General features: G+C 73.3%; 13 protein-coding genes. 6 read left to right on the plus strand and 7 right to left on the minus strand.

Features of this window, described 5'->3' with window-relative positions:
• Positions 1-681, minus strand: coding sequence for an HAD family hydrolase (locus tag ACPA54_RS36170; RefSeq protein WP_423536376.1), 681 nt, complete (start codon positions 679-681; stop codon positions 1-3).
• Positions 682-1,500: 819 nt separating this feature from the next.
• On the opposite strand from ACPA54_RS36170, the gene ACPA54_RS36175 reads away from it, so the two are divergent.
• The 3 genes from ACPA54_RS36175 (at position 1,501) to ACPA54_RS36185 (ending at position 6,357) form a co-directional block, all read left to right on the plus strand.
• Positions 1,501-2,700, plus strand: a complete 1,200-nt coding sequence (locus ACPA54_RS36175; protein ID WP_423536378.1) for a phosphotransferase family protein — start codon at positions 1,501-1,503, stop codon at positions 2,698-2,700.
• Positions 2,697-3,851 (plus strand): Rv3169 family protein, encoded by a 1,155-nt coding sequence (locus ACPA54_RS36180; protein WP_423536380.1) that lies wholly within the window; start codon positions 2,697-2,699, stop codon positions 3,849-3,851. Before ACPA54_RS36175 ends, ACPA54_RS36180 begins: the two co-directional genes overlap by 4 nt.
• Positions 3,852-4,104: 253 nt before the next feature.
• On the plus strand, positions 4,105-6,357 hold the full coding sequence (locus ACPA54_RS36185) for a RelA/SpoT family protein (RefSeq protein WP_423536382.1): 2,253 nt from the start codon (positions 4,105-4,107) through the stop codon (positions 6,355-6,357).
• A gap of 20 nt (positions 6,358-6,377) precedes the next feature.
• On the opposite strand, the gene ACPA54_RS36190 is transcribed toward ACPA54_RS36185, so the two are convergent.
• Both ACPA54_RS36190 and ACPA54_RS36195 read right to left on the minus strand, forming a co-directional pair.
• Positions 6,378-6,890: a MarR family winged helix-turn-helix transcriptional regulator gene (locus tag ACPA54_RS36190; RefSeq protein WP_423536384.1), complete on the minus strand. Its 513-nt coding sequence runs from the start codon at positions 6,888-6,890 to the stop codon at positions 6,378-6,380.
• 133 nt (positions 6,891-7,023) lie between these two features.
• On the minus strand, positions 7,024-7,890 hold the full coding sequence (locus ACPA54_RS36195) for an enoyl-CoA hydratase-related protein (protein ID WP_423536386.1): 867 nt from the start codon (positions 7,888-7,890) through the stop codon (positions 7,024-7,026).
• A 145-nt stretch (positions 7,891-8,035) separates the two neighbouring features.
• Here ACPA54_RS36195 and ACPA54_RS36200 point away from each other — a divergent pair, with 145 nt between their 5' ends.
• Positions 8,036-9,754: a class I adenylate-forming enzyme family protein gene (locus tag ACPA54_RS36200; RefSeq protein WP_423536388.1), complete on the plus strand. Its 1,719-nt coding sequence runs from the start codon at positions 8,036-8,038 to the stop codon at positions 9,752-9,754.
• 29 nt (positions 9,755-9,783) lie between these two features.
• Here the strand turns inward: ACPA54_RS36200 and ACPA54_RS36205 are convergent, their stop codons facing one another.
• The gene (locus ACPA54_RS36205) at positions 9,784-11,319 is read right to left on the minus strand and encodes a serine/threonine-protein kinase (RefSeq protein WP_423536390.1); all 1,536 of its coding nucleotides are present in this window, start codon (positions 11,317-11,319) and stop codon (positions 9,784-9,786) included.
• A 225-nt stretch (positions 11,320-11,544) separates the two neighbouring features.
• On the opposite strand from ACPA54_RS36205, the gene ACPA54_RS36210 reads away from it, so the two are divergent.
• Positions 11,545-13,518 (plus strand): FUSC family protein, encoded by a 1,974-nt coding sequence (locus ACPA54_RS36210; protein ID WP_423536392.1) that lies wholly within the window; start codon positions 11,545-11,547, stop codon positions 13,516-13,518.
• Positions 13,519-13,537: 19 nt separating this feature from the next.
• Here ACPA54_RS36210 and ACPA54_RS36215 read toward each other — a convergent pair whose 3' ends face one another.
• The gene (locus ACPA54_RS36215) at positions 13,538-14,431 is read right to left on the minus strand and encodes a SecDF P1 head subdomain-containing protein (RefSeq protein WP_423536395.1); all 894 of its coding nucleotides are present in this window, start codon (positions 14,429-14,431) and stop codon (positions 13,538-13,540) included.
• A 146-nt stretch (positions 14,432-14,577) separates the two neighbouring features.
• Here ACPA54_RS36215 and ACPA54_RS36220 point away from each other — a divergent pair, with 146 nt between their 5' ends.
• Positions 14,578-15,744, plus strand: coding sequence for an NUDIX hydrolase (locus ACPA54_RS36220; protein ID WP_423536397.1), 1,167 nt, complete (start codon positions 14,578-14,580; stop codon positions 15,742-15,744).
• 46 nt (positions 15,745-15,790) lie between these two features.
• Here the strand turns inward: ACPA54_RS36220 and ACPA54_RS36225 are convergent, their stop codons facing one another.
• Together ACPA54_RS36225 and ACPA54_RS36230 are read right to left on the minus strand one after the other, a co-directional pair.
• Positions 15,791-15,994, minus strand: a complete 204-nt coding sequence (locus ACPA54_RS36225) for a hypothetical protein (RefSeq protein WP_423536399.1) — start codon at positions 15,992-15,994, stop codon at positions 15,791-15,793.
• 307 nt (positions 15,995-16,301) lie between these two features.
• On the minus strand, positions 16,302-16,925 hold the full coding sequence (locus tag ACPA54_RS36230; RefSeq protein ID WP_423536401.1) for a VanZ family protein: 624 nt from the start codon (positions 16,923-16,925) through the stop codon (positions 16,302-16,304).
• Positions 16,926-16,930: the final 5 nt, after the last annotated feature.

A 16,930-nucleotide genomic window follows, 5' to 3' on the forward strand; every position in this document is an offset into this window, starting at 1 on the left:
TCAGGCCTGGTCGCTCCGCACCGCGCGGCGCGGGTCCAAGCGGGCGACCTCGCCCGGCAGCTCGTCCAGCGAGGCGAGCAACACGTCCGCCACTTCCCGTAGTTCGGTGTCGGCGGCGACCATGGTGCCCCACGGGCCGCGCTTGATGTGCGCGGTGCGCAGGCCCGCGTGGTGGGCGGGGCGGACGTCGTTGTCGAGCCGGTCGCCGACGTAGAGGATCTCGTCGGCGGGGCAGGGGCACGCGTCGACGAGCCGGGCGAAGAACTCCGGCTCGGGCTTGGACACGCCCCAGTCGTCGGAGGTCGCGACGAGGTCGACGCCCAGTTCCAGGCCACGCAAAATCGATCCGGCGTTGATCGTCTGGTTGCCGGCCACGCCGATCCACAGGCCCATGCCGGCGAGCGTCTTCAGGCAGGGGCGGACGTCCTCGTACAGGTCGTCCTCCCCGAACCACTCGGGGGCGCCGGCGGCGGTGCGCGCCGCGCGTTCGGCGTCCAGGTCGAAGCCGGGCCGAAAGCGCTGGAAGGTCTCGCGGTAGTCCAGGCCCTGCGCGAGCACCATGCCGAACGCGGCGGAGAACGTGTGGCGGGGGACGCCGAGCCAGTCGGCCCAGGTGCCGTACTCCCGGCTCTCGTCGACCAGGGTCTCGCCCACGTCGAACACGACCGCGTTGATGTTCATGCCACTGCTCCTGCTCCCAAGATTCGGTCCACGGAAGAAGATGTGCCGCGCGGCACGCGGGCCGCCCGGCCGGCCGGGACCACCCGAACCGTATCGCGGTACAGCCTTGCCCAGCGGGCAAACCACGACCCGCGAGGGTGGTGCCGGGGCGGACCGCCGGCGCCGCGCGCCCGCGCTGCGCCCGGGTCCCCGGAGCCGCACGCCGGGGCGCGACCGGCTGCCCGGGCGCACGCCCGGCGCGGGACGGTGCGCCCGTGCCGCGGATGAAGGAACATTCCCGCACCCGGGCACGCGGAAGCCGCGGAGCCCGCCCGAGCGAACCCCGCGCACGCGACCGCGAGCGCGCCACGGGACGACTGCCATGCCGTCCCAAGCCCGCCTGCTCCCTCGACGATCCGCGAAACCGCGCCTCGCAGGCAACCCTTTCGACGGGACCGCCACACCACGCCACCCCGCGCCATGCCTCACCACCGACAGGACGCCGGAACCGCCCGGCACCGTTGCACCCCGAACCGACAGGGCGAGGGCTCCGGCCGGCAAGGGCGGGCGCGACGGCGCAGCGGACCGGGCCGACCTTGCGCGCCTTTCGCGCCCGCCGTGCGCCCCTCGACCCGCGTCCGCCTCCTCGCGGCCCGAGCCCGTCCGCTCCCCGCCCCCGCGTTCACCCACACGCGCGCCCCGCAACCATTGCTGACACGTGTCGCGCGTGATAGAACCGGTTTCACTTTTTGGGGCTCGTTCCCGGGCCCCCGCGGACCCGGCAGCGGGGCGAGCCCTTGGGAACTTGTCGCAATCGCGGCACGGATACCGGAGGTTGTCGTGGCCGACTCCGACGCACCCGCCCGCCCGCAAGTCAGCACGCGCGATCTGGCCGAGGTGCACGACCGGCTGGTCGACTGGCTTGCCACCCGCCTCCCGGACGGCGCCGACCCGCAGGTCTCGGAGCTGAGCATCCCCTCCACCAACGGCATGTCCAGCGAAACCCTGCTGTTCGACGCCGCGTGGACCGAGGAGGGCGAGACCCGCACCGAGCGCTGCGTCGTGCGCATGCGCCCGGCGCTCGACGCCAAGCCGGTCTTCCCGACCTACGACCTCGACAAGCAGTACCGCGTCATGAGCCTCGTCGGGGAGCGCTGCGGCATCCCCGTCCCCAAGCTGCTGTGGAACGAGCCCGGCGAAGACGCCCTCGGTGCCCCGTTCTTCGTGATGCGCCGGGCGGACGGATCCGCCCCGCCGGACGTCATGCCGTACACCATAGACAGCTGGCTCCTGAAGGCCGACCCCGCCGACCGCGCCCGCCTCCAAGAGGCCTCCGTCGCGATCATCGCCGCGATCCACGAGATCGAGCACACGGCCGAGGACATCGCCTTCCTCCAGTTCGACCAGCCCGGCGACACCGCCCTGCGCCGCCACCTCAACGACCTGAAGGCGTACTACGACTGGGGCATGGAAGGCCACCCCGTCCCGCTGCTCGACCGCGCTTTCACCTGGCTCGAGGACAACTTCCCGGCCGACGCCGGCCCGGACGTGATCAGCTGGGGCGACGCCCGCATCGGCAACATCCTCTACGTCGACTTCACCCCGACGGCGGTCCTCGACTGGGAGATGGCCGCCGTCGGCCCGCGCGAACTCGACCTCGCCTGGCTCGTGTTCATACACGACTTCTTCCAGGACATCGCCTCCCGCTACGGCGGCCTCCCGGGCATCCCGGACCTGCTGCGCCGCGAGGACGTGTACGCGCGCTACGCCGAACTCACCGGCCACACGCCGCGCAACACGAACTACTTCGAGGTGTACTCCGCCGTCCGGCACGGCGTCGTGATGGCCCGCATCGCGCACCGCCAGAAGCACTTCGGCGAGCGCGAGATGCCGGAGAACCTCGACGAGACCGTGCTGCACCGCGCCCTCATCGAGGCGATGCTCGACGGCACCTTCTGGGACAGCCTCCCGGTCGGCTCGACCTCCGCGACCTCTGCGGCGTCCGAGGCCCCCGAAGGTTCCGAGGACGCCGGCGCATGAACCCGATAGGCGACCTCGTCCCCGCCGACGAGGGCTTCTGCCACCAGGTCACCGAGACCTTCGCGTCGGTCGCGACCACCGACCCGTCGTGGACCGAGAAGGTCTGCGCGATGGCCGCGGCCCGCGACGGCAGCCTCCAGCTCGGCTTCGGCCTCGGCAAGTACACGAACCGCAACGTCATGGACGGCTACGCGGGCGTCTCCCGCGGTGTCGAGCAGCTCACCGTGCGGGCCTCCCGCCGCCTGGCCCCGGAGCCGAACCGCACCGAGATCGGGCCGGTCCGCTACGAGGTCCTCGAACCGTTCAAGACCGTGCGCTTCGTCCTGGAGCCCACCGACGCGCAGCCGATCGCGTTCGACTGGACCTTCGAGGCCGCCGTGCAGCCGGTCTGCGAAGACCGCACGCACAACCGGCGCGGCTACCGGACGACCGCCGACCTGGTCCGCTACCACCAGACCGGCGTCGCGCACGGCTGGGTCGAGGTCGACGGCGTCCGCACCGAGATCACCCCGGACACCTGGGTCTCCACCCGGGACCACTCGTGGGGCACCCGCTACGACGTGGGGACCCCGGCGTCCGACCTGGAGCCGTCCGGCATGCCGCCGGGGGCGTCCTTCCGGATGATCTGGAGCCCGGTGCTCATGGAGCGCCCGGACGGCAGCCGCTACGCGCTGTTCCTGCACTACCAGATCATCACCGCCCCCGGCTTCAGCCAGAAGCACGTCATGGGCGGCGTCGAACACCCCGACGGCCGCATGGACCGGTGGGCCGATTTGGTGCCCGACCTGTCGTTCGACCCGGTCAACCGCCGCCTGCGCGGCGGCAAGCTGCACGCCACCATGGCGGACGGTTCGGCCCGGCCGCTGCAGGTCGAGGTGCTGTCCGACACCGGATTCCACCTGGGCGCCGGGCTGTACTTCGGGCTCGACGGACGCCACCACGGCGAGTGGCGCGGCGAGCTGCACGTCGAAGGCGAACGCATCGCGGACTGCTCGACGGCGGAGCAGGCGCGCCGCCTGCACCAGATCCGCGACACCGTGATCCGCGTCACCGATCCGGTCGGCGGCGGGGTCGGCTGGGGCAACTGCCAGCCGATCGTCACGGGCGCCGACGAGGCGCTCGGCTTGACCGCGGAGTCGTCCTTCATGTAGTCCCCGCCGCCCCCGGGAACCGCCGTTCACGTGCGCGTTACCCGGTGGCAGCAACTCTCGCGAGGCGGCCCCGCGCCCCGGACCGGCACCGGTTCGGGCGCGCCGGGCCGCCTTCGCGCGTATGCCCGCGACCAGTTCACCCGCACGAGTGGAGGTGTGCCATCGGTGACATCCGCCGGACACGCCCCCGTCAGATGTCGGTAGCATGAACCACCGGGGCGAAGCGCCGGTGTTCTGCTGCCGGAGGTGCCTCATGACGATCGGGGGGATCGACCCGCCCGTAGGTGCGGGCGCGCGAGATGTGGCGGGACGCCCGGCCGATGCGCGCTCGGACACCAGAGCGGATGCCGCGGGCGCGGAGCGCGCGAGCCGCGCCGCCCGCCGCCCGGTGCAACGCCTGAGCCTCGCCGCCGCGACCTTCCTGATCGGCGGCAACCGGCGCCGGAGCCCGGAAGCGCTGGAAACCCTGATCCCGCTCGTCCAGGTGCACCGCACGCACCACCCCAAGGCCGATATCGCCCTGCTGCAGCGGGCGTTCGTGGTGGCGGAGATGTCCCACCGCGGTCAGATGCGCAAGAGCGGCGAGGCGTACATCACGCACCCGCTCGCCGTCGCCACCATCCTCGCCGAGCTGGGCGCCGACACCACGACGCTGGTCGCCGCCCTCCTGCACGACACCGTCGAAGACACCGAACTCACGCTCGACACGGTCCGCGAGTCCTTCGGCGAAGACGTCGCCCACCTCGTCGACGGCGTCACCAAGCTGGAGAAGGTCGACTTCAACAACCGGCAGGAAGCCGAAGCCGAGACCATGCGCAAGATCCTCGTGGCCACCGGCCGCGACCTGCGCGTGACGGTCATCAAACTGGCCGACCGGCTGCACAACATGCGGACCATCCGGCACATGCGCCGGGCCAGCCAGATCCGCATCGCCGAGGTCACCCGGGACGTCTTCATCCCGCTGGCCGAACGCCTCGGCATCCACGTCCTCAAGACCGAGCTGGAAGACATCGTCTTCGCGACGCTCAAACCCGACGAGCACGCCGCGATCGTCGGCGTGCTCGACACCAAGGCCGCCGCCCGCGACGAGGCCGCCGCCGAGCTGGCCGGCGCGGTGCGCCGTGCGCTGCGCGAGGCGGGCATCGACGCGCAGGTCAATCCGCGGCCCCGGCACCACGTCTCGGCGCGGCGCGTGCAGGTCCGGCGCGGCGACGCGGCGCTCGGCCCGTTCGACCTGTCCCGGCTCATGGTGGTCGTCGCCGCGGACACCGACTGCTACGGCGCGCTCGGCGTGCTGCACACCTGCTGGACGCCGCTCGCGGGCGAGTTCAAGGACTTCATCGCGACGCCCAAGTTCAACCTGTACCAGTCGCTACACACCGCGATCACGCTGCCCGGCGGCGAGGTCGTCGAGGTGCTCATCCGCACCCGGCGCATGCACCGGCTCGCCGAATTCGGGGTGGTCGCCACCGTCGACGACGACGGCGAGCGCGGCCAACTCGAATGGCTGCACCGGCTGTTGGCGTGGCAGGGCGGCATCCCGGACGCCACCGCGTTCTGGTCGCAGCTCACCGCCGACCTGTCGCAGGACCGCGAGCTGCTGGTCTTCACCCCCGGCGGGCGGCCGCTGACGCTCCCGGCCGGGTCGACGTGCGTCGACGCGGCCTATGCGATCGGCGAGCAGACCGGGCACCGCTGTATCGGCGCCCAGGTCAACGGCCGCCTCGTGGCACTCTCCTCGGTGCTCGCGGACGGCGAGACGGTCTCCATCATCACGGCCCCGCCTTCCGGCGCGGGCCCTTCTCGTGAATGGCTGTCTTTCGTCCGCAGCCCGCTCGCCCGGGTCGCCATCGAGGCGTGGTTCGTGGCCCACCCCGAGGGCAGCGAAGGCATCGAGAACGCCCGGCTCGCCACGGCGGACGTGCACGCCGCGTCCGCGGAGGCGTCGCTCGGCAACCTTGCCGCGGCCGGCGAGGCCGCGGGCGCCGTGGCGGCGGCCGAGGGCGACCCGGACGCGGCCGAGAGCATGGTGTCCGTACCCGGCTCGCCGGGCGCGCCGGTGCGCCTCGCGCGCTGCTGCACCCCGGTGCCGCCGGACGAGCTGGCCGGATTCGTGATCCGCGGCGGCACGGTCGCGGTGCACCAGCGCGAGTGCGCCAACGTGCAGCAGATGATCCGGGCCGGTCGCGACATCGTGACCGCGGCGTGGCTGCCGCACCAGGCCGAGCGCGGCTACCGGGTGACCGTGCAGCTGGAGGCCCTCGACCGGCCGCGGCTGCTCGCCGATGTCACCGCGGCCATCGACGCGGCCGGGGCGGACATCACGTCCGCGTCGATCGCGCCGCCGCAGCAGATGCGGGTGCGGCAGACCTACACCATCCGGCTCGCCGACCTGGCCAGCCTGCCCCGGCTGCTGCGTGCGCTGCGCCGGGTGCAGGGCGTGTACGACGTGTACCGGGCCCGGCCGCGGATCCACCCGCGCGTCGCGGAGACCCCCGAAGGCTAGGGCGTCCGGAAACCAGCAGGTCAGGCAGGCTGCGTGGGGCGCAGCGCCGGCGCGTCCGGGTCGCCCTCGGCCGGCTCCGACTGTTCGCCGCGCAGCTGGTCGTTGAAGGCGGCGAGCCGGTCGGCGAGTTCCTCCAGACCCTGGGCGGGCCAGCTGGAGAAACGGTCCTCCAGTGCGGCGAGGGTGCGCCGCCGGGCGTCCGCGAGCCGCTCCCGGCCCGCGTCGGTGAGGGTGATCAGGTGCGAGCGCCGGTTCGACGGATCGGTCGTCCGGGCGATCGACCCGGACTCCTCAAGCGCGGCCAGCTGCCGGCTCACCGTGGTCTTGTCCAGGCTGAGCCGACAGGACAGCTCCTTGCCGGTGGAGGTGCCGCGCTCCTCCAAATACACCAGCAAGTGGTACTCGGCCTGCGTGACGCCCGCGGCCTGGAGCGGCGGCGTCATCAGGCCGCGCAACAGCCGCGACGCGGCCCCCAGCTCGCGGACGACGCGCCGCCCCGCAAACTCATCAACGGCCTGTAGTTGCTCGCCCACGCCGACACCCTCTGACCGGGAAACCCTGACGTAGACAGGGTGCCGCACAACAGTTGCTGAACACAACTGCTCTGCTTGTGACAAACGCCGACCGTTTGCCGTCGGCCATGCGAACGCCCGGCGAACGCGCCCGCTATTCGGTCGGCCAGCTCCGCAGATACTCCGGCAAATCGCTACTGACCCGCAGCCCGAAATTCGGCGAACGCTTCTCCAGGAACGCCACCACGCCCTCGCGCGCATCCGCCGACCCGCCCGCCCAATGCAGAGCGCGCGATTCCAGCCGGTGCGCCGTCCACGGGTCCGGCTCCGCCTGCATGCCCCACAGCAGCGCACGGGTGACCGCCACCGCGACGGCCGGAGTGCGCTCGGCGATACTCCGCGCGATCGCGTATGCCCGGTCGAGCAGCTCGTCGGCCGGCACCACCTCGCGCACCAGCCGCGCCTCGAGCGCCTCCGCCGCGCCGAACACGCGCCCGGTGAAGCACCATTCGAGCGCCCGGTCGATCCCGACGACCTTCGGCAGGAACCAGGTCGAACAGCCGTCCGGGGTGATGCCGCGGCGGGCGAACACGAAGCCGAACCGGGCGTCCTCGGAGGCGATGCGGATGTCCATCGGCAGCGTCATCGTGGCGCCCACCCCGACCGCGGGCCCGTTGACCGCCGCGATCAGCGGCTTCGTCGAGCGGAACAGCCGCATCACCAGCTTCCCGCCGTCGTCCCGGAAGTCCTCCGCCGCGGGCTCCGGCTCACCGGTCACCACGGAATGCCCGGCGGGGTCGAACGTCGCCGCGCCCTGCTCCAGATCCGCCCCCGCGCAGAAGGCGCGGCCGCTCCCGGTGAACACCACCACGCGCACGTCGTCGTCGGCGTCCGCCCGGTCCAGCGCGGCGGAGATCTCCTCGCGCATCCGGAACGTGTAGGCGTTCATCCGGTCGGGCCGGTCCAGCCGGACCGTCATGATCCCGTCCTTGGCCTCGACGGCGATCTGCTCGTACTCCATTACGCGGCTCCTTCGGCTGCGGCCCTGGCGAACGCTCGTTCAACCTTGCCCTGTCCGCCCGTCCGGGACCAGACTCTCGAGTGACCCGCGTTCCACCCCCGGTTCATCCCCGTTTCGCGGAACGGCCAGGAGGTGCAGGCTTCGCATGACCGATCGCGCACGGGCTCTGGCGGCGCTCACCGCGCCCGAATCCGTCTACGCCATCCAGCCGGCCGTCCGCGACGGCGGGCCCCCGACCCGGGAGTTCCCCGGTGCGCCCGGCACGCTGCGGGACGTCTTCACGGCCACCGCGGCCTTCGCCGGCCGCGACGCGTTCGTACACGAAGACGGCCGCGTCACGTACGGCGACCAACTCCGCCTCGTCGCCCACCTCGCGCGCCATCTCGCCGGACCGCTCGGCGTCCGGCGCGGCGACCGCGTCGCCATCGCGATGCGCAACCACCCCGAATGGCCGCTGCTCTTCTGGGCCACACAAGTGATCGGCGCCATCGCCGTCCCGCTCAACGCCTGGTGGACGGCCGACGAACTCCGCTATGCCCTCGCCGACTCCGGCACCACCGTGCTGGCCGCCGACGGCGAACGCGCCGCCGTCCTCGGCGAAGTCCCGCCCGGCGTCGCCGCGATGCTCGTGGTGCGCGCCCAAGGCCCGCTGCCCCCCGGCGCCGACGACCTGTCCGCGCGGCTGCGCGGCTGGACCGGCCCGTGCGACCTGCCGGACGGCGGACCCGCGCCGGACGACGACGCGACGATCCTCTACACCTCCGGCACCACCGGCCGCCCCAAAGGCGCCGTCGGCACGCACCGCAACCACACCACCAACCTGCACACCATGCAGCTCGCGCAAGCCGTCCAGCTCGTGCGCGCGGGCGTCCCCGCCGACCTGCTCACCGCCGGGCCGGTGCGCTTCCAGCAGCTCGTACCGGACATCCCCGTGCCGAGCGCGCTGCAGACCTACCCGTTCTTCCACATCGCCGGCCTCGTCGGCCTCTACATCGCCGCCGGGCAAGGCGCCAAGGTGTCGCTCATGCGCCGCTGGGACACCGAACGCGCCCTGCAGCTCATCGAAACCGAGAAGATCACCAGCGCGACGATGGTGCCGACCCTGCTGCGCCGCCTCCTGGAGTCCCCGCTGCGCGGCAAGTACGACCTGTCCTCGCTGCTCACCCTCGGCGCGGGCGGCGCCCCCGTACCGCCCGACCTGGTGGACGAAGTCGGCCGGATGTCCGGCCGTGCGGTGTCCCCGCTCAACGGCTACGGCATGACCGAGACGACGTGCGTGGTCGTCTCGAACTCCGGCGAGGAGTACTACGACCGCCCGGACAGCGTGGGCCGCCCGGTCCCGGTCGTGGACGTCGCCGTGGTCGACCCGGTCACCGGCAAGGACGCGGCGCCGGGGGAGACCGGGGAGATCCGGTTCCGCGGCCCGCACGTCGTGCGCGGCTACTGGAACCTGCCCGAGGCGACCGCCGAGTGCTTCCCGGACGGCTGGTTCCGCACCGGCGACCTCGGGCACGTCGACGCGGACGGCTTCGTGTACGTCGTCGACCGGCTCAAGGACGTCATCATCCGCGGCGGCGAGAACGTCTACTCCGCGGAAGTCGAGGCCGTGCTGTTCGAGCACCCCGCGGTCGCCGACGTCGCGGTGGTCGGCGTGCCGCACCGTGAACTCGGCGAGGAGGTCGCCGCGGTGGTCGAGGTCCGGCCCGGCACGGCGGTGTCCGCGGCTGAGCTGCGCGGCCATGTGGCGCGGCGGCTGGCCGCGTTCAAGGTACCGACCACGGTGCGCTTCATCGACCGGCCGCTGCCGCGCAACGCGGTCGGCAAGGTGCTCAAGCGGGAATTGCGCGACATGCTGGCGCTCTGACCGGCGGCGCCGGTTCGAGGACGTCCGGCTCAGCCCGTGCGCCGGGCCGACGGCGACGAATCCGGTGACGCCGTCGGCTCCGGCAGCACGGTCCCGGTCTTGGCCGACCGGTGCTCCCAGTAGGCGAGTTCCTCGCGCGCGGTGATCACCTGCCGGTGCTCGCTACCGAGAACCCGGGCCATGTCGGCGATCAGCACCCGCAGCAGCCGGACGGCCTCGTCGACATCGCCGGATCGGCCCGTGCACAGCGCGAGTTCGCGCCGCACCTTGAGCGTCTCCACGTCGCTCGGCCCGTGCACGTGCGCGTAGTCCGGCAGGAGGTCGACGAGCAGCCGGGCGGCCTCACCCGGTTCGCCGGCCTTCGCCGTCCAGTACGCCAGGTTCCGGCGCGCCGCCAACGTCACCTGGTGCTCGGCGCCCAGCACCCGCCCGCAGTCCACCACGAGCTGCCGCAAGACCCGTACCGCGAGCGGGCGTTCGCCGCGCAGGCCCAGGTAGTACGCCAGGTCGTCGCGCACGTTCAAGGTGCGTTCGTGGTCCGGTCCGAACACCGCGAGGTGCGCGCGCAGCAGGTCGCGCAGCCGGTCGACGGCCTCGTCGGGCGGCAGGCCGGACAGCTCGTCCATGCGCCGGGCCAGTTCCTCGGCCTGCTCGGACCGGGACGGCTGCGGCGTGGACGGCGGCAGCGGCACCGCGGCCAGCCGACGGCGCACGGCGGCGGCGTCCTGCGGCCGGTCCGACGGATGCTTGGCGAGCAGCGCCAGGATCAGCTCCGCCATCGCGTCGGGCAGCCCGGCGCGGACCCGTTCGGGGATCTCGGCCTCGACGTGCACGTGCCGGAACAGCAGGCTCGGGACCTCGCCGAACCCGAACGGCGGCTCACCCACTAGCAGTTCGTAGATCAGGCAGCCCGCCGAATACAGGTCCGAACGGGCGTCCAGCTCGCTGCCGTTGGCCTGCTCGGGGGACATGTACGCGGCGGTGCCGAGCACCCCGCCCGGCCGGGTCAGCGTCGACCCGGCGGCCAGCGTCTTCATCGACCGCGCGATCCCGAAGTCCAGGACCTTCAGCACACCGCGGTCGGTCGTCATCACGTTCGCCGGTTTGATGTCGCGGTGCAGCACACCCGCCTCGTGCGCGACCTCCAACGCGTCGCACAACTGCGCCGCCCAGTCGAGGACCCGCCCCAGCGGCAGCGGCGCCTCGTCGGACACCACCTTCGCGAGCGAGCGGCCGGGCACCAGCTCCATGGTCACGTACACCGACTCGTGCCCCGCCGCGTCCGGCACCGGCGGCGTGTGCGGGTCGCCCAGCGCGGCCTGCTGGAGCGGGCCGGTGCCGAAGTCGTACACCGTGACGATGTGCGGACTGGCCAACTCGCCCGCGACGCGCGCCTCGCGGGCCAAGCGCTCGGCGGCGCCCGGCACGGTGTACTCGTCGCGCAGCAGCTTGACCGCCACGTGCCGGTGCATGTGGGTGTCGCGGGCGCGCCAGACCACGGCCATGCCGCCCGACCCGAGCCGCTCGATCAGCCGGTACCGGCCGGCGAGCCACCAATCGCCCACGCGCCGCGCGCCTCCCCGTCGTGTCCCCCCGGGGTGCCGCCCGGGTCCGCCGTCCGGCACCCGTCGTACCGGAAACCCGATTCTTCCCCAGCCCGCGGTCTGCCGGGAGGCGCGGACGGAGGAGACCCGGCCTCCCGCGGCATCTGCCGTCTTTGCCCGAGGATAGGGTGTTGTCCGTCCTCTTGAGGAGGATTCCCCACCGTCGTTCCCCCGCGGAGGATCTGCTTGTCTCCACCGCCGACCGCGGAGGAGCACTGGTTCCTCCGCGCGCTGCGCCCCCGGCCCGCACCCGTCCCGTGGGCCGCCGCGGCCCGTGCCGCGCTCGCGATCGCCGGGCCGCTCGCGGTCGGCGTCGCGGTCGGCAAGGTGCCGTACGGCGTCCTCGTCTCGCTCGGCGCCCTCAACGGCGTCATGGAAGACCGGCACACTGCCTACCGCACCCGGCTCATCCGCATGATCCCGCCGCAACTCGCGGGCGCCGTCGGCATCGTCGTCGGCCACGCGGCCGCCGGACGGGGCTGGACGACCGTGCTCACCCTGGTCGCGGTCGCCTTGGTCTCCGGCGTGATCAGCCCGGTCGGCGGCATCGCGTCGTCGTGCGGGCTCATGCTGCTCCTGCTGGCCGGCGTCGGCACCGGCGTCCCGCTGCCCGACCCGTGGTGGCTGCCGCCCCTGCTCATGCTGTGCGGCGCCGCCCTGGTGATCGTGCTCGCCCTGATGGCCTGGCCGCTGCGCCGCGGCATCGAGGAACGCGCCGCGGTCGCCGAGGTCTACTACGCCGCCGCGGCCCGCCTGCGGGTCGGCACCGGCGGCGGCGGGGTGCAGGCGGCCCGCGGCATCGGCGCCGCCATCGACGCCGCGTACGACGTCCTGGTCCGGCACCGCGCCACCTCGCCCGGCCGCGACCCCGCCGTGCGGCGGCTCATGATCCAGCTCAACGCGGTCAACCCGATCCTCGAAGCGATCTCCGCGATCGGCCGGGACGCCACCCCCGTCGACCCCGCGCTGCCCGACGCGGTCACCCGGCTCGGCGACGCCATCGCCTCCGGCCACGACGTCGTCGACGAACCCGGGTTCGTCCCGCACACCCCCGCCGAACGGGCCCTGCGCGCCGCGCTGCGGTACGCCGCCGGCCGCCTGGCCCCGCCGCCGGCCGACGCCACCGGCGTGTTCGCCCGCGACCCCGACGCGCTCGGCGTCGCGCAGGGCTCCTGGGGGCCGCGCGCCGGACTCACCCACATCGGCACCGTGCTCGCCGGACCGGCGCCGTGGCTGTACGCACTCCGCCTCGCCCTCTGCATCGGCATCGGCGCGGCGATCGTGCAGGTCACCGATCTGCCGCGCTCCTACTGGGTGGTGCTCACCATCACCTTCGTGCTCAAGCCCGACTTCGGCTCGGTCTTCGTCCGCGGCCTGCTCCGCGCGCTCGGCACGCTGGTCGGTGTCCTGGTGGCCGCCGTGCTGCTCACCTACGTGCCGCGTGGCTGGGGCGACGTCGCGGTCGTCGCGGCCCTCGGCTTCCTCGTGCCGATCGTGATGGTGCGCAGCTACGCGATGATGACCGCCGCGATGACGCCGCTCCTGCTGCTGTTCACCGACCAGTTGGGGCATGCCGGAGTGTCCGGGCTGGTGCCCGCGCGGCTGCTCGACACCGTGCTGGGCTGCGCGATCGTGCTGGTGTTCGGCTACTTGCTGTGGCCGGAAGGCCGGCACACCCGGCTCCGGCAACTGGTCGCGAACGCGGTCGACGCCGACGCCGCCTACATCCGGCTGCTCAACGCGGAAGGCTCCGGCGGGAAAGCAGCCCGCTCACGGGCCCGGCGGCGGTCGTACAACACGCTCACCACGGCACGCACCGCCTTCCAGCAGGCGCTCGCCGAACCGCCGCCGGTCTCCCGCCGGGCCGCGGCGTTCTGGCCGGTGCTGGTGTCGATCGAGCACCTCACCGACGCCATCGTGGCGGCGTCCGTCTACGTCGACAGCAGCATCGACCACGCCCCGGCCGCGCGGATCGTCACGGCGTGCGCCGACCGGATGGACGCGCTGGGTGCCGCGATCCGCCGCGGCGAACCCGCGCCCGCGCCGGACGGCGGAACACCGTCGGACACCGAAGCCCCGGTGCTCAACGGCGTCCTGCTGGAGGTATCGACGGCGTTCGCGCTGCACCGCGACGCGCTGGAGGCCGAGCGGGCGCGGTGAGCCGGGTCCCGGCGCGGGCTCAGTAGGTGTGCACGTACGACGTCACCGCGAACCGGCACGGCAGCGCGCCCGCGGCGATGAGCCCGGCCAGCTCCTGCGCGGTGCGTTCGGTGAAGTTGCCGCTGACCACGGCCTTGCCGGAGGAGATGCGGGTCCGGATCACCGGCGCGCTGACCACGGTGCCCCGCCACACCACGGCGAGCCGCGCGGTCGGCAGGCCGCCGTCCGCGAGCCGCCCGGTGAGGTCCGCGAACCGCTCGGCGCCGTCCGGGGTCAGCGCGACGAGGATCTGCCAGCCGCCGGTGCCGTGTTCGCGGTAGTGCGCGGCGGCACCGGACACCTGGCGGCCGTCGAGCACGGGCGGGCCGAGCGCGAACTTCTCGTTGCCGTCCGGGTCACAGGCCAGGAGCGGACCGGGCAACGGGACGACGTCCGGCGGAGGGGCGTCGTCGCTGCCGCAGTCCATCGCGGCGAACCGCACGGCGGCGTCCGGAGGCACCGCACCCGCGGGGACGGAGCCCGCGGGCAGCCCGGCGGTCGCGAGCACCGGGCGGATGACGACCGAGTCGGGTGCGCCGAGGCGGGCGACGCGTTCCTCCGCCGCGGTGCCGAGTCCGCGCACGGACAGGCGGACGACGACCGCGCCGTTGCGGATGCGGGTGCGCTGGACGCGGATCCCGTACGCCTCGGCCCGTTCCCGGATGGTCTGCGCGGCCTTCGCCAACTGCCGCTGCGACAGCGCGGACTTCGGGCTGAACACGACATCCGCGATGTCCAGCCCGCGCGGCGGCGGGTCGTCGCGCTCGGGACGCCCGTGCGTGCAGCCCGCCGCGGACCCGCCGGCCAGCACCGCGGCCAGCACGGCCGCGGCCAAGCGGCGTGTCCGGCGGCTCCGGCGGCGGGAAACGATCACGCGGTCAGACTGCCATCCGCGGCCCGGCGCCGTCCCGCGAACGCCGGGCCGCGTAGGCTCGCTTGCGCCGATCGACCACAACGCGACACCGCACGCCGGGGGAGAACCGCATGCCGGGAGTGCCGGGAGTGCCAGGAATGCCGGGTGTGCCGGGAACCGTCACCGTCGTCCACGCCACCGACGCACCGCCGCCGCGCTGGGATGCGAGCCTGTTCCTCGCCGGACCGACCCCACGCAACGCGGACGTGCCGCCGTGGCGGCCGGCCGCGGTCGACCTGATCCGCCGGCACTGGGCAGGCCCGGGCGACCTGGTGGTGTTTGTGCCCGAGCCGTCGACCGGCGCGTTCACCGCCGACTACGACGACCAGATCGGCTGGGAGCTGCGCTGGCTGTCCGCCGCCGACCAGGTCCTCTTCTGGGTGCCCCGCGACCTTGCCACGCTGCCGGGCCTGACCACGAACGACGAATGGGGCTGGCTCAAGGACAGCGGCCGCGCGGTGTTCGGTTCGCCGCCCGACGCCGCCAAGGTCCGCTACCAGCGCGAGTACGCCCGCAACCACGGCATCCCGCTCGCCGACACCCTCGACGCCGCGGTCCGCGCCGCCCTCGGCCGCATCGGCACGGGAGCGCCGCGCGCCGACGGCGAACGGCATGTGCCGCTGCTCGTCTGGTCGGCACCGGAGTTCCGGCACTGGTACGCCGCCCAGCGCGCGGCCGGCAACACCCTGCGCGACGCGGGCGTCGTGTGGACGCTGCGGGTCTCCGGCGCGCTCGTGTACTGGGCGGCCCGGGTCTCGGTGGCGATCGCCGCCGAAGGCGGGCGGATCAAGGACAACGAAGTCGTCGTCGGGCGACCGGACATCAGCGCCATCGTGCTGTACCGCTGCGGCGCGACCGTGCGCGATACACAGCTAGTCCTGGTCCGCGAGTTCCGCTCGCCCGGCTGCGCGCCCGACGGCTATGTGCACGAATTCCCGGGCGGCTCCGGCGGCTTCACCGATCCGGCGCAGACGGCCCGCGCGGAACTCGCGGAGGAGACCGGCCTCGCCCTCGCCCCCGAGCGGCTGCGTGCGCACGGGGTGCGCCAGCTCGCCGCCACCATGTCCGTGCACCGCGGCCACGTCTTCTCCGCGGAGGTCACCGCCGGCGAACTCGCCCGGCTGACCGCCGCCCCCGGCCCGCACGGCAGCGGTGACACCGAGCGCACATGGGTCGAGACCACGACGTACGGCGAACTCCTGGACGGCGGCCGCGCGGACTGGGCGACCATGGGAATGGCCGCCCAGGTCCTTGCGGACGTGGACGGCCGATGATCCCGGTGCGCCGTTCCGGTCGACCCGGCGGCGCGGCGCCGGTGCGTCAGTAGGGCAGGCGAGCCTCGGGGCACGGGGTGTGCCGCTCGACCATGTAGGTCACGCCGTCGAACACGGTCAGCCGGCCGCCCATCGGGTCGCCGCCGGCGGGCACCTCGACCAGCGGGCGCGGATGCAGCGACGCGAGGTACGGCTCACCGCACAGGCGGCACATCGCGGGAACGGCACGGGTCTCGTACGTCTTCTTCATGGCGTGGCCCCCTCCGGGTACTCGGCAACCGCTGCGGGGACACGCCTCATGTTCCGCACCGGCCAGGTCTCGTTAACCTGACGTTCACCTTGGCTTCGACCGCAATATTCCATCGTTTGCGCGCCGATGTCAACTCTGTTGGCCTACGTGCTTGGCCGATCCTTGTGACATCCTGACGGGGTGGAACAGAGCGACGCGGCCGATGAGCTGGGAAAAGCCGCCAAGGCCTACCGACGGACCGAGAAGGCGCACGAGGAGGCGCGGCAGGCCTTGAAGGCCGCCGCGGTGGCCGCGCTATCCGCGGGCGTCAAGCAGTCGGATGTGGTGAAGACGACGGGCTGGACCCGGGAGTATCTGCGCCGCCTCCGGAAGGGCGGGGGCTCCGACGACGGGGCGAGCCGGCCGAAGAAGCAGTAGTCCGGCCGGTCCACAGCACCGACAGCCAGGCACCGAGCGCCGCGCCTGCGGTGTTCACCACGACATCGTCCACCGACGACACCCGGCCGAGCGCGAGCCCGTACTGCGCGACCTCGAGCGACGCCGACATCGCCAGGCCGACGAGCGTCACCCGCACCGGGCCCAGCCCGGTGCGGCGCGGCAGGAAGAACCCGAGCGGCACGAACGCCACCAGATTCGCGCCGACTTGCACGACCACCGTGGTCGGATCACTGCCCAGCACCGCGACGAGGTCCCGCAACGGCACCCAGCTCACCGCGCGTTCGCCGGACACGGGGGTGAGGATCATCCAGACCCACGGCACCGTCCCGCCCAGGAGCGACGCTTCGGCCACCGTGAACCGCGTCGCCTCCGCACGCGGCATGCCCCGCCGCACCCGCCGCCGGAACACGGCGACGGCGGCACCGGCCAGCACCGGTATCGCGACCGCCCATGCGACGAGCACATCCCCCCACGCAGCCCACACTTGACGCATCGTCG

The organism is Uniformispora flossi (assembly GCF_049534875.1).
In the GTDB taxonomy this organism is placed as follows: Bacteria; Actinomycetota; Actinomycetes; order Streptomycetales; family Streptomycetaceae; genus Yinghuangia; species Yinghuangia aomiensis.